At 35.7% G+C, this 14,516-nt stretch carries 8 protein-coding genes; 1 reads left to right on the top strand and 7 read right to left on the bottom strand.

Annotated elements, in window-relative coordinates:
* Positions 1 to 36: 36 nt before the first annotated feature.
* The 7 genes from E0H99_RS16675 to E0H99_RS16645 all read right to left on the bottom strand — a co-directional run bounded on the left by E0H99_RS16675 (position 37) and on the right by E0H99_RS16645 (position 13,303).
* A complete protein-coding gene (locus E0H99_RS16675) occupies positions 37 to 2,637 on the bottom strand; it encodes a family 20 glycosylhydrolase (protein WP_205728712.1) in 2,601 nt (866 codons plus the stop codon).
* A gap of 270 nt (positions 2,638 to 2,907) precedes the next feature.
* A complete protein-coding gene (locus E0H99_RS16670) occupies positions 2,908 to 6,150 on the bottom strand; it encodes a glycoside hydrolase family 2 TIM barrel-domain containing protein (RefSeq protein WP_205728711.1) in 3,243 nt (1,080 codons plus the stop codon).
* Between the two features lie 363 nt (positions 6,151 to 6,513).
* The gene (locus E0H99_RS16665) at positions 6,514 to 8,064 is read right to left on the bottom strand and encodes a sulfatase (protein ID WP_131998298.1); all 1,551 of its coding nucleotides are present in this window, start codon (positions 8,062 to 8,064) and stop codon (positions 6,514 to 6,516) included.
* Positions 8,065 to 8,304: 240 nt separating this feature from the next.
* Positions 8,305 to 9,978 (bottom strand): sodium/sugar symporter, encoded by a 1,674-nt coding sequence (locus E0H99_RS16660; RefSeq protein WP_131998296.1) that lies wholly within the window; start codon positions 9,976 to 9,978, stop codon positions 8,305 to 8,307.
* Between the two features lie 25 nt (positions 9,979 to 10,003).
* Positions 10,004 to 11,053: a UDP-glucose--hexose-1-phosphate uridylyltransferase gene (locus E0H99_RS16655; protein ID WP_131998293.1), complete on the bottom strand. Its 1,050-nt coding sequence runs from the start codon at positions 11,051 to 11,053 to the stop codon at positions 10,004 to 10,006.
* A 5-nt stretch (positions 11,054 to 11,058) separates the two neighbouring features.
* Positions 11,059 to 12,225: a galactokinase gene (gene galK, locus E0H99_RS16650; protein WP_131998290.1), complete on the bottom strand. Its 1,167-nt coding sequence runs from the start codon at positions 12,223 to 12,225 to the stop codon at positions 11,059 to 11,061.
* Between the two features lie 28 nt (positions 12,226 to 12,253).
* A complete protein-coding gene (locus E0H99_RS16645; protein ID WP_131998286.1) occupies positions 12,254 to 13,303 on the bottom strand; it encodes an aldose epimerase family protein in 1,050 nt (349 codons plus the stop codon).
* Positions 13,304 to 13,406: 103 nt separating this feature from the next.
* Between E0H99_RS16645 and E0H99_RS16640 the strand changes: the two genes are divergently transcribed.
* A complete protein-coding gene (locus E0H99_RS16640) occupies positions 13,407 to 14,405 on the top strand; it encodes a GntR family transcriptional regulator (RefSeq protein WP_131998283.1) in 999 nt (332 codons plus the stop codon).
* Positions 14,406 to 14,516: the final 111 nt, after the last annotated feature.

Raw genomic sequence — 14,516 nt, 5'->3', positions numbered from 1 at the left:
AACCCAATCGCTTAGTTAAAAGCTTTACTACGATTCTTATTCACTTACTTCAACAAAAGTAAACAACCATTTTACTGGATTTTGCCAATTAATGCCTTTAAATGAACCTACCGGCAGTTTTACCTTAACTGTATTCCATCCCTTTTTTAAAGCAATTTTTGTTGGTTCTCTAAATTCGTATCCTTCATCAATCAGGGGGATTTCTAAATTACCTTTTTGGTTCGGATGTTTCCAAAGTGGCGGACTAACCAACCCATTATTTACCCAAACCAAACTTTTTAAATTATTCCAAGTACCTGCATTTGGCGAATCGGTGTTCATGGAACGGGATAAATTATTAAAACCTATCCAAAATTCTTGCTGTTTGTCTTCATCACTCCAAATTTGGGTTTGGGCATACCAAGTGGTGTTTTCTTTTGGCTCCTCAATAACGCCCGAAATTTGCGGTGCCCACCAATGTCTCATTACTAAAGTGCCGCCGGTGACTTTGTACATGGGTTTTTCTTTTGATGCATTAAATTTTGCCTTTTCGGGGGCAAAAGCTTTGGTTAAATCACCTTTATTATCAAAAGGTCCATAGATATCCCAAACTAAATTAGCCTGCCTAACATAATTAAAAGGCATGGCTTTAAAATAGTGCTGTTTTTGATCTAACAAACGGTTTTCAAACTCCATAAAGGCTTTGGCTCTTTCGGTTTCCGGTTGACCAATGGTTGCTGTCCAACCCGCATTACCGCCACCTTGCCAAGAGCGTTCTGCAAAAGTTAACATGCCCGGATAAACTGGATTCATTATCATAACATCTTCTTCATTGGCTACAGCCCTATCATTCCATACGCATACAATACCACCCAAAGCATTTTCGTTACCTTCAGTTAAATTGCATATTTGGCGATTAAAAATGGTAACTACACTTTCTAAGGGATCCATATGGTTTAAATACAAATGCCTTGAATCTAGATATTTTATGTTTTTGTTCTTACTTACCTTTGTGGCACCTTCCATCCAAAGCTGGCGAATTACCCCATCGCTAAAATTCCCGCCTGGTTCCCATCCGATTACTTTTTTACCTAAACTTTCTGTTAAGGCAATAACTTCGGGCAAAAATTTCTGATTCGTAATTTTTACTTCATCGGCACCTAAATGCAAATACGGTACATCATAGGTGGTGCAAAATTCCTTAATTATGTTTTTTATAATTTCTAAGCCCGCATCGCTTTGCATATCTACTCCCATGGCTCTTTTGAATGCGCCACTGTGACCCGGCATATCAATCTCCGGAACTAAAGTTATGTATCGGTCTTTACAATACTTAATTAGCTCTTTTAAATCGCTCTCCGTATAATATTCGCCTTTATCACGAAGCATATATTCTGGGTCTGTTAACTGTGGGTATAGCTTGCTTTGTAAACGCCAGGCAATATCCTCGGTAGGATGAAAGTGAAAAATATTTAGCTTATACCCTGCCATCACATCAATCTGTTGCTTCAACAGTTTAACCGACTGGTAATTTCTTCCTACATCAACCATAAATCCGCGCCATGCAAAGGCAGGCCAATCTGTAATTTCAGAAGCATCCACAAAAACATTGTCACGCATTAACTGCAATAAAGTTTGAATACCATTAAAAATTCCCTGAGAAGTATTGGCAGTAAGCACTATTTTATCCGTTGCTGTTTCCAGATGGTAGGCTTCGGATTGGTTTTGTGGCGCAGCAACATTTCCTAAGCGAAGCTGAATGCAATTTGCTGCATCCAATACTTTATAGGCTAATTTCACATTCAGTCCTTTTTGCTCCATAGCATTTTTCAAGACCAAAGCGTCCTTCACTAAAACAGGATTATCCACAAGAATTGTCGTTGCAACAGACAATGGGAAAGCACCAGCATTCCATTTCAGCTGTTGTGGTTTTGGCAATAAAGAAGGTTTAGATTCCAGATCAAAAACATACGGGTAAACCAAATGCTTCCATAATAAATAACCATCTCCCTTGAGGTGCAAACCGTCATTGGTAAACTCTTTTATTAACTTCCCATTGGCATCACAAAAGGAAGTGTGCAAATCAATATAAGTATAATGATAAGCCACAGCATTCTTTTTTAGATTAGCATTTAGCTGTCTTATTTGTTCTCCTTTACTGGTGTGACTTCCAAATTTTTTATAGACATCATTTACGGGCAATATACTTTGCACGTACAATTTTGTCGAAGGAGATTCCTGTTTTAAATAGGAAGCAATTTTTGTGATATTTTTAAAAATACTATCGGTCGCGGTACTTCTTGACAAGTCATTAACTCCTATCAGCAAAAAAACTTTTGCCGGTTTCCTGGTAATAATTTCATCGATTCGGTTCAGGACTCCGGCGCTTATATCACCGCTTATTCCACGGTTTTTCACGCGATTGTCGGCAAATAATTCACTCCATTCCGCTCCATCAGAAATGCTGTTTCCTAAGAATACAATATCATCTTTTGTTATCGGAAGGGTTCTAAAATGGGAAGCCCGCTGATGATAGTAAGTAGAGAACAAACTATCAGGCAATGTTGTTTTTTTAATCTGGGAATTGGTATTTGCTGCAACAAACAGCATAATAATCTTTACAAAATGAAGCCAACTGTGTTTTTTAAAATAATCCATAATAGTATTTTAATTTCCCGAATTCAAATATTCTCGTTTTCCGGATTTAGTTTTTAAAATGTTCTTCACTACACTGAAATTGAATTAATTTACCACTTTACTATGCTAAAAATAGTTTTGCTGTATTCTCATCATTCTCCCTTGTAGCAAATAGTTCTTTTTTCATCCTTTTTTTGACTTTATCAAAAAACATAAAACTGCTTCTTTATTACAAAAAACAAAAAGAGGAAAAAATATAGTATTTCCTTCCTCTTTTTTAACACTAATTCATTACTCAAATTTCATCCAATAGCTATAGTTGTAATTTTTAAAAGGAATTCTATATTTCTCCATTGGCATAGAGCCCCAACTGTCTATTCCCTGTAAACCGGTTTGTTGCAAATCCATATGCAGGTAGATTTCGTTTCTTTCATTGAGTTCCCCGCTATGGTATTGTTTCTTTTGAGCTTCAGGATCTAAATCATCCAAATTATAAGGCAAGGCCGAAAAACTCAATAAATTGTTCACAAATGCAAATTCTATTTTTCTTCCCTTTGCGTTACTGAAACTTACCCAGCGCACTTCTGTTTTATTACCACTTTCTTGAGGTCGGGCATAAGGATAATATTGCTCATCCACTGATTGCTTGAATTGACCGATGAAAGTATTGGTTTTTCTGTCCCAATAATTCTCACCCGGACCACGACCGTACCAATTAATTGTATTGAAATTTTTATTGATAACCAAATCATTTCCTGCTCTTAACAACAAAGGATTTTTTCCTTTGATGGCAGTAAATTCATTATCAACTTTAATGTTTCCGTCACCATAAACCGTAAATACTTGTTGGTGTGTGGCATCACCGTCAACCAATTTCGTTGTGAATTTTACCTGAACCGAACCGTCAGTATTCTTTGAAACAACGGCTTGCATTTCGGTAGCATTATCATACGCATTTCTCCATTTTCTTAGGCTCGTATTAAATCCAGCACCAATGTCGTTGTCTGTTGGAGCTCTCCAGAAAGAAGGTTTTGGTCCTTGTTCAATAAATTGCTCACCTTTGACACTATAACCGGACAAAATTCCTTTTTTCAAATCGAAAACAACTTCGAATTTATCTCCTAAAATGATACACTGTTCTTTTGTTTCTTTTAATTGTAACGCCTTTTTTGAACTTGGTGTAAAAACAGTTGCCGGAAGTGTTTTCAATGCTAACTGATCCTCAGCAATTTCATATCCTTTAGGCAAGAAAGGCTCTTCGGTTTTTAGCGAATAATACACATTCAACTGGTATTCTTTATCGGTCTTTTGAACCGTTTTGATGGCTAATTTAAATTCTTTTTCTGCTTGTGGCTCCAATGAAATCGTGTTAATGGTAGCGTTTTCTTTGGCAATTCCATTTTCCATCAATACCCAACGCATCATTACATTATCCAGATTTTTAAAGAAAAAACCGTTTTTAATTCTGATGGTGTTGTTACCAACAAATTTTGTTTTAATGTTTTGGTGTGCTTTTTTCACTTCCAAAGCCATTGGTGTAATTTCACGGTATGCCGTAACCACTCCTTTTACACAGAAGTTATTATCGCTTAAATTTTCATCAACTGGTCCTTCCAATGGAAAATCTCCACCATAAGCCATGATGCGTTTACCATTTTTAACTGTATCGATAGATTGGTCAATCCATTCCCAAATAAATCCTCCCTGCAGTTTTGGGTTGTTTTCTACAACATCCCAATAATCTTGGAAATTCCCTAAGCTATTCCCCATAATGTGGGCGTATTCACTTTGGATATTTGGTATTCTGGCATCACTTTTTGAATAGCTCAACAAAGCGTCCGGAGACATATATTGCGGACAAAAAATCTCAGAATAATGCGTATCATTCGGTTTTTCATAATTAATATCTCTTTCATACTGGATCGGCAAAGTCGTTTCCTTTCTCAACCAATCGTATGCAGCATAAAAATTAGTACCGTCACCGGCTTCGTTTCCTAAAGACCAAGTTACTACACTTGCATGATTCTTGTCTCTTTCATACATACGTTGGATACGTTGCAGATGCGATTCTTTCCACAGTGGATTGTTTGCCAGTGTTACATCTAAATCATAACCCAAACCATGTGATTCAATATTAGCTTCATCAACAACATACAAACCAAATTCATCGCAAAGTTCCATCCAATAAGGATCCGGCGGATAATGAGAATGACGAACTGCATTGACATTCAATTTCTTCATCATCTCCATGTCCTTTCTCATATCTTCCTTGCTGAGCGTGTGTCCATTTGTTGGATGATGCTCATGTCGGTTAACCCCTTTTATGAAAACCCTTTTACCATTAACTAAAAAATCAGCCCCTTTAATTTCTATTTTTTTGAAACCAATACGAAGTGGCACTACTTCCTTCACTACTCCTTTAGCATCTTTTAAAGTGATGTACAATCGATACAAATAAGGCGTTTCCGCAGTCCATTTTTGGACATTTTTTATAGTGGTTTGAAATTCAACATTCGTTTTGTATTTTCCTAATATCGTTTTAAAATCCTTAGTTTTATCCTGATAAACCACATTTCCTTTGGCATCTTCCAAACTTACTTCAACCGTCAAACTGTCCTTCTTACTATATAATCCCTTTTCTCTTTTATAGCTACTAATTTCGGTATTAATGCTAAGCAATCCATTGGTATACGTGTCATCAAGTGTGCTGATAATTTTAGTGTCACGGATATTCAACTTCTCTGTGGCATATAAAAAAACATCTCTTTCAATTCCTGAAAAACGGAACATGTCCTGACACTCTAAATAACTGGCGTCACTCCAACGATATACTTGAAAAGCGATTAAATTCTCTCCTGCTTTCAAAAAATTGGTGATATCAAATTCGGCAGCCATTTTGCTGTCTTCACTATAGCCCACTTTCTTTCCGTTTACCCAAACAAACAGACAAGATTTTGCATTACCCACATGAATAAAAACCTGCTTTCCTTTCCAATTGGCAGGCAAATTGATTTTTTTACGATAAGAACCTACCGGATTGTTATTGGCAGGAATATCAAATGGCGGATTCATTTTTGCGTAACGCAAATTATGACCGGCAAAATCATAAGGCTGGTTCACATAAATTGGCAAACCATAACCATTCACTTCCCAACTCGCTGGTATACGAAAATTAGTCCATTTGGTATCATCATAAGTAGTTTCGAAAAAATTTTGCGGACGCTGGTTCGGATCTTGTACCCAATTAAATTTCCAACTTCCATTTAATGAAAAAAAGTTAGCCGACTTTTCTCTGTCGTATTGTTTGGCTTTTTCCATGTTTTCAAAACCAAAAGCACTGTTTCGCATTGGCATTCGGTTCAAGGAAATGATTTCAGGATTTAGCAACTCGGCTGGCAACTGTGCAAAAACATTTACAGATAATAACAAGGCAATGATTGCCATTTTTACTTTTCTCATGTTCCCAAAAACGGTTATCCCGTTCGTTTTCAAACTTTTGCTCCACATTGTTTTCATCATTATATTTATATCCATTTTAGTTTTTATGTATTGTGACCATTCATGCCTATTCGGTTTTTCTTTGGTTCATCTGCTTGAATGTTACTATTTGATTCTTTTTTATAAAACCAAAATTCAAAAATATAACAGTTCTTCTAAAATATATACCAGTGCCTACCAGTTTTTTTATGGCATGTGCAAAAAAACTACTTAATTCAAAAGAATCCCGAAATACTATTTTTACAAGGATTCTACAAATTTCATATTGATGATTAAAGCCAATAGCAAATCATATGAATTTATCCATTATCAAAAGCAAAACGGCATAGTTTATAGTATTCATCCTGTAAAAGATAAAATACTATAAACTATACCGTTTTTGTAAATCCAGAAATAAAACTAATCTCCTTTCAATAGCTGTTTTGCATCCTGATCATCATATTGATCAATCAACTTTTTAAGTTGCAGGTTCATGTAATTGGTGATCTTTTCGTACCCTTTTTTTCCATACAAATTATGCATTTCATTTGGATCTTTTTGCAAATCATAAAGCTCCCAAGAACTTACTCTTTTGTAGAAACGAATCAATTTATAACGCTTAGTTCTTACGCCAAAATGAGGCGAAACGGAATGTTCTCCATTTTCATAATAATGATAATAAATTGCATCACGTCCCTTTGCTTTTTTATCTTTAAATAAAGGTAACATGGATTTTCCCTGTTCATCTTTTGGAATGGAAACTCCAGCCGCATCGAGCATCGTTGGTGCAATATCCAGATTCATAACAAAATTATTTGATACCGTTCCAGGTTTTATAACTCCCGGATAACGCATCATCATTGGAGTTCGAAAAGATTCTTCGTAAATAAAACGTTTATCAAACCAACCGTGTTCTCCCAGATAAAAACCCTGATCCGAAAGGTAGATGACAATAGTATTTTCTGTCAAACCATTTTTATCCAAATAATCCAATGTTCGTCCGATGTTCCTGTCCAAAGACACAGCTGTACTCATGTAGTCGCGCATGTATCGTTGGTATTTCCATTCTACTAATGCTTTACCACTCAAGTTTTTGGCTTTCAAATCCGCTTCTACCGGGGAATAATAAGCATCAAATTTCTTCCTTTGCTCAGAATTCATTCGCACAATATTCCCATCTTTATTGGCTTGATCTTCACCACCAAACATTTTTAGGTCATACCCCATTTGCATGGTTTTGGAGATAGACATATCCTGAACCTTAGCCGCTTCACGGTCTTTATAATTATCATAAAAGTTAGCCGGTAAAGGAAAAGTAATGGTATCAAATTTTCCCAAATCTTGGGTGTCCGGTATCCAAGTTCGGTGCGTTGCTTTATGTCCAATGACCAAACAAAACGGCTTCTCCTGATCGCGATTGTTCAACCAATTTTCTGAAACGTCTTCTATAACATCTGAAACATAACCTTCGTTTCGCTTCTTGCTGCCATCCATCATATCGAAATCCGGATTGTAATATTGTCCCTGGTTGGGTAATATTTGCCAAAAATCAAACCCTTGTGGTTTTGTTTCCAAATGCCATTTTCCAATCCAGGCAGTTTGATAACCCGAAGCACCTAATTGTTTCACGAATGAATCCTGGCTCCCATCAAATCTGGAGTTTTCATTATCCTTAAAACCATTTTTATGGCTGTATTTGCCGGTTAAAATCACGGCACGACTTGGACCGCAGATAGAATTCGTCACATATCCTTTGTTGAATAAAACCCCTTCTTTGGCAATACGGTCAATATTGGGAGTTTGCACCAAATTATTGCCATAAGCACTGATGGCCTGATAGGCGTGGTCATCTGAAATGATAATGACAATATTGGGTCTTTTGGTAGATTCCGCTTTGTTTTGCGCCAATACATTGGTCGAAAAACCGCACGATAAAACAACCAGAATAACGGAAATTTTAAACACTTTCATTATTTATTTCTTTAATAATTATATCACAAAAACAGTTTTAAAATCTGTACGGCATCCTTGTCTTTGGTTAGAACTATGTTTTTTAAATTACATAAAACAAATCTGGTATCAGTTGTGGAGGTATTATAAAGCAATCCTTTTTATTAAAAAAGGCATTAAGTTTATTAAGCTCAATGCCTCTATTTTTAATGGCAAAAATGATGTGATTTTAAATTAATTCCACATACTTGAAATTATTTTTTACCAGAAAAAGGTATACAAAGCAGCTAGGACAGCAACTATAATTAAAGACCCTACAGTAAACCCTGGTGAAACTTTAAACATAGATTTATCTACATCCAAGCCATTTGTTTTAACACCTCTTTGTGTTTCATAAATACTTATAACATACATTCCGATTACACATATCAAAAAGACAAATCCCATACGATCCATGAATGGAATTTCGTAAACACCTTCTGCATTTGGCACTGAAAAGCCCATGCCATTTAGGAATGACAAATCAACAAAATGAGGCATGAATTTGAATACTATCGACATTAAGAAACCGCCAATCATAGCAAACATAGCTGCATTAGATGTGGTTTTTTTCCAAAAGAATCCTAAAATAAACATGGCAAAAACACCTGGACTTACAAAACCGGTATATTCTTGAATGTATTGAAAACCTCCTTTTTTGTCAATTCCTAAAAAGGGCGCAACAATAACGGCAATAATCATAGCCGCAATAATGGTAATTTTCCCAATGTTTACTAATTTTTGCTCACTTGCTTCAATGTTTAATTTTTTCTTATAAACATCTAAAGTAAAAATAGTGGCAATACTATTTGCTTTTCCTGCCAACGAAGCAACAATAGCTGCGGTCAAAGCCGCAAATGAAAGCCCTTTTAATCCTGTAGGTAACAAATTCAACAATACTGGGTAAGCACGATCAGGATTCAAACTTCCATCTTGTAATAATTCTGTTTGAAAACTTCCATTTTGATAAAGAACATAAGCAGCAATACCAGGTAACACTACAATAATTGGCATTAATAATTTTAAGAACGCAGCAAACAAAATACCACTTCTGGCCGTTTTTAAATCAGCTCCAAGGGCTCGTTGTGTTATATATTGATTACAACCCCAGTAATTAAAATTCATAATTAACATCCCTCCTATTAATACTGATAATCCGGGAAGATCCATATAATTCGGATTTGATTTATCAAAAATCATCTGAAAATGGCCATCTGCTTTTTCAGTCATTAAATTAAATCCGTTGATCACTCCAGTCGTTCCGAATTTTTCAGAAACCAAATTAAGTGCCAAATAAGTAGTTGCCAGACCTCCTAAAATCAAGAAAAACACTTGAACAACATCAGTATATCCAATTACTTTCATTCCTCCAAGGGTTATCATCACAGCAAAAAGAGCCAAGAAAATCATACAAAGGGTAATATTTAAACCTGAAATACTACTCACGGCAAGTGCACCTAAATAGAGAATCGATGTTAAATTGACTAATACGTAAAGTAACAACCAGAAAACAGCCATAATCATAGCAACATTACCATTGTAACGCTGGTTTAAGTATTGTGGCATGGTCGAAATTTTATTTTTCAGGTACACCGGCATAAAAAATATTGCTACAAAAACCAAGGTTAATGCCGCCATCCATTCATAGGTTGCAATGGCCAATCCTAATTTGAAACCACTCCCGCTCATTCCTATAAATTGCTCGGCACTAATATTACTGGCAATCAAAGAGGCACCAATTGCCCACCATGTTAATGAACCTTCAGCAAGAAAATAATCTTTACTGCTGGCTTCTGCTTTCTTTTTTCGGTTGTAAATCCACAATCCATAACCAACAATGGTTATGAAATAGAGGAAAAAAACAATGTAATCATTGGTTGACAATGTTTTATGCATAATTTCGGTTTAAAAGTTAATTGATTTATTTGTTTTTATAATGCGTATCTGAAATGGCTTTCAATATCGAAGCGCTCTTTTCGGGCGTAATATCCCTTTGTGATTCGCCGAGCATTTCGTAACCCACCATGAATTTTTTCACGGTAGCAGAACGCAATAAAGGCGGATAAAAATGCATATGAAATTGCCATTCTGGATGTGATTCTCCATCGGTTGGAGCTTGGTGAATTCCTGACGAATACGGGAATGATGTCTCGAAAAGATTATCGTATTTGATCGTCAATTGCTTCAAAATCGTTGCGAAAGCGGTAGTTTCGTCCGAAGTAAAATCGGTAATTTTTCCAAAATGACGCTTGCTGATAATCATCGTTTCATAAGGCCAAATGGCCCAAAAAGGAACGAGTGCCACAAAATGAGTATTTTCGATAACGATTCGTTCGTCCAGTTTTAATTCCTCCTGCAAATAATCCTGCAACAGATTGCTTTGGTGTAAATCGTCATACGTTTTTAGGTTATTTTGCGTTTTCTCTACTTCGGTAGGCAGAGACGATTGCGCCCAAATCTGACCGTGTGGATGCGGATTGCTACATCCCATTACACTTCCTTTATTTTCAAAAATCTGTACATAATTGATATAATCAATCTTGCTCAAATCGATGTATTCTTTTTGCCAAGTCTGGATTATATCCTTAATGCCATCTATCGTCATTTCTGGCAATGTAAGATTATGCTTTGGCGAAAAGCAAACCACTCTTGAAATACCTCTCTCAGGTTTTGCTTTGAAAAAAGTCTCTTTGGTACTGTTCTCAAAAAAAATCTCCTCTTGCTTTAGTGCAGCAAAATCATTTTCGAAAACAAAACTGGCTTCATAATCCGGATTTGTCATTCCATTAGCGCGTAAATTTCCCGGACATAAATAACAAGTTGGGTCGTATTCTGGTAAGACATCAGAAGCAACTGTTTCGTTCTGACCTTGCCAAGGACGTTTAGCACGATGCGGAGAAACCAAAACCCATTCGTTGATTAATGGATTATAACGCCTGTGCGGGTCTTCATTTATATCGAAATTCTTCATTTTCATTATTGTTTGTAAAGTGATGCACCCTTTCCAATTTTGACATCATAGTTTTTTAATTCTATTCCAAATGCGTGATCGTACAGTTTCGAAAGTCTATTTTTAATATCTTCTTCATGTCCTTTTTTTACTAAATTTATGGTACAGCCTCCAAAACCGCCACCCATAAGTCGAGATCCAATCACGGCTTCTTCACTTTTGACAATATTAACCAAAAAATCCAATTCATCACAGCTCACTTCATATTCTTTGGACAATCCTTCATGCGTTTCGAACATCAGTTGCCCTAAAACTTCAATTTTGCCGTTATCCAAGGCTTCACAAGCTTTGACAACACGACCAATTTCTTTTACCACAAAATAGCATCTTTTGAACACTTCTTCACTCATCTGGTCTTTCAAACTTAAAACCTGACTTTTGCTACAGTCCCTAAAACTGCCCACCTCAGGAAAATTATTTTTAATGATTGCCAGTCCTTCTTCGCATTCTTCCCTTCTTTTATTGTAAGCCGAAGTAAACAAAGAATGTTTCACATTGCTGTCAAATAAGATTAGAGAATAATCCTTGAAATTCGCATCGTGGTATTCAAATTCCAACGTTCGGCAATCAATTTTTATCACTTTGTTTTCTTGCCCCAAGACACTCGAAAACTGATCCATTATACCGCAATTGATTCCTACCCAATGTTCCGCCTTTTGTCCCATCAAGGCAATATCAATTGGTTTTATGTCCAAATTGAAAAGCTCGTTTATTCCATATAAGAAACCACATTCTAAGGCTGCCGATGAGGACAATCCAGAACCAACGGGAATATTGCTGCTAAAAACGCAATTAAAACCTTCAAAAACAAACCCATTAATTTTCAACTGGTTGATAACACCACGAAGATAATTTGTCCAAACTTTTTCGTTCAATTCAACTAGATCCGCCAAATCTATTTCAAATTCATCGTCAAGATCAATGGCAATTATTCTGGATTGATTTGAATTATTTTTTTCGAAAGCAAAACAGATAATTTTGTCGATAGCCGCAGGCAAAACATAACCGTCATTATAATCTATATGTTCTCCAATAATATTGATTCTGCCCGGAGAAAGAACTACTTTTTCTGGTGCCGAACCAAATTTTTCTTGAAAATGATTTATCGTTTTATGTATTAAAATTTCATTCATTATTTAGTAAATATAAGAGTATTTTTCTTTAAAAAATTTCAAATTTATAGCTGGTCTTATGACAATACGTTTCTCCTTTTTTGAGGACTGCATCTGGGAAATGTGCTTGATTTGGAGCGTCCGGTAAATTTTGTGTTTCAAAACAGATACCACTGGATGAATGGTACAACACTTTTTCTTTTCCTTTTATAGTTCCGCAATTCCCTCCAACATAAATATGAACTGCTGGCTGATCCGTATAAACAGTCATTTTTAGACTATTTTTTGGACTATAAAGTGATGCCACTACTTCTTTTTCCTTGCTTAAAACAAAAGTGGTATCAATTATAGCAGGACAATTTTTGGATAATGAAAAATCAAAAGGAGAATTGGCTAAATCCAAAAATATTCCTGTTGGAATATTCTCTTTTGTAGTCTCCAATACTTTATCGGCGCTGATGCTCATTTCTTGGCTCAGTACCTCTGAATCGTGTCCGTTGAGATTAAAATAACTGTGATGTGTCAAATTCACAATAGTATCCTCAGTTGTTGTTGCGCTGTATTCAATAATCAGCTCGTTCTGCTCAGACAAGGTATAGGTTAACTCCACAGACAGATCTCCTGGGTAATTTTCTTCATCATTTGGACTAAGATAGGTCAAGGTTATGGAGAGATTTTCTCCATAATTTACGCTTTTCACCTTCCAAACTACTTGGCTAAAGCCAATAGTACCTCCGTGAAGTGAATGATTATTGTTATTTTTATTGAGATTAAATATTTCATCATTCAACTTAAAAGTCCCATCGCCAATTCTTCCTGCAAATCTTCCGACAGTTGCTCCCAGATATGGTGCGCTTTCCAGATCGAATGATTTCAGGTAGGCTTCTAAATTGTCAAAGCCTAAAACGACATCTACAACCCCGCCATTTTTCAGTGGAATTTTCAACGAACTAACCGTAGCACCATAATTGATAACTTCTAATTTGATTCCATTTTTATTGGAAATTTGGTAAGCGGAAATTGCTTCGCCATCCGGCATTAAACCAAATAATTTTGTTTCGGAATTGGTAATAAAATGGGATTCTTGTTTTATTTTCATTGTTTTATTAAGAAAAATGAAATTCAAAATTATACTAAATTTCAAAAAAAATATACCAGTACCTACCGGTTTTTTGTAACTTGCACAAAAATCATTTCTTATTATGAAAATCATTTCTATTCAAAATAATCTCGGCATACCCAAATACAGGCAAATTATTTTATCAATTGAGAAGGCTATTGAAAATGAAAAACTGATAAAAGGCGAGCGGCTTCCCTCGATAAACAAGCTCTGTTTGGAATTTTCATTATCCCGAGACACTGTTTTACAAGCGTATGAGGAGTTGAAAAAAAGAGGTATCATCTATGCCATTCTTGGCAAAGGCTACTATGTAAAGAGCGTAGAGATAACCATAAAACAAAAAATATTCCTGTTGTTTGACGAATTGAACAGTTTCAAAGAAGATATTTATAATTCATTTTTAAAGAATACCGGAAAGGATGTTCAGGTAGACATCTATTTTCATCACTTTAACATCCAAATGTTTAGAAAATTAATTAATGAAAGCAACGGTAACTATACCAAATACATCATAATGCCAACCAATTTACCAGATGCCGCTTCAATTATTAAAACCCTACCGGTAAACGAGGTGATTATATTGGACCAAACCAATCCCGAATTAGAATCCTTCCCTGCGGTTTATCAAAATCATAAAAAAGACATTTATGATGCTTTAATAAAAGGTAAATCCCATTTAAATAAATATGAGAAACTGATCTTGATTTTCCCTGGATTTCGCGAACCGTTAGGAATGAAGGAAGGCTTTATCAATTTCTGTCATGATTTCTCTTTCGAATATCAGGTAATTCCGGAATTTGTCGATAGGGAAATCACAATTGGCGAAGTGTACATTATCCCGAACGACAGGGATTTGGTGGCCGTTATAGAAAAATCAAAACTACAAAATTTGAAATTGGGGAACGATTACGGAATTATCTCCTACAACGAAACTCCATTGAAAAAAGTGGTAGAAAACGGAATAACAACCATTTCGACAAATTTTGTGGCCATGGGGAAAATTTTATCCCAAATGATTTTGAAAGGAAAAAAAGAACAAATAGAAAATAAGAGCGCTTTAATCATTAGAAATTCTTTGTAATAGATTAAGAACGACTATCCTTAACTAAATAATTATTTCACAACGCAAGTGAAGCGAAGCGAAGCGAAGCGAAGCGAAGCGAAGCGAAGCGAAGCGAAGCGAAGCGAAGCG

The organism is Flavobacterium sp. GT3P67 (assembly GCF_004349155.1).
Classification (GTDB): Bacteria; Bacteroidota; Bacteroidia; order Flavobacteriales; family Flavobacteriaceae; genus Flavobacterium; species Flavobacterium ranwuense.
Note: the sequence above shows the minus strand (reverse complement) of the source record. Positions and strands in the feature narration are given on the sequence as shown.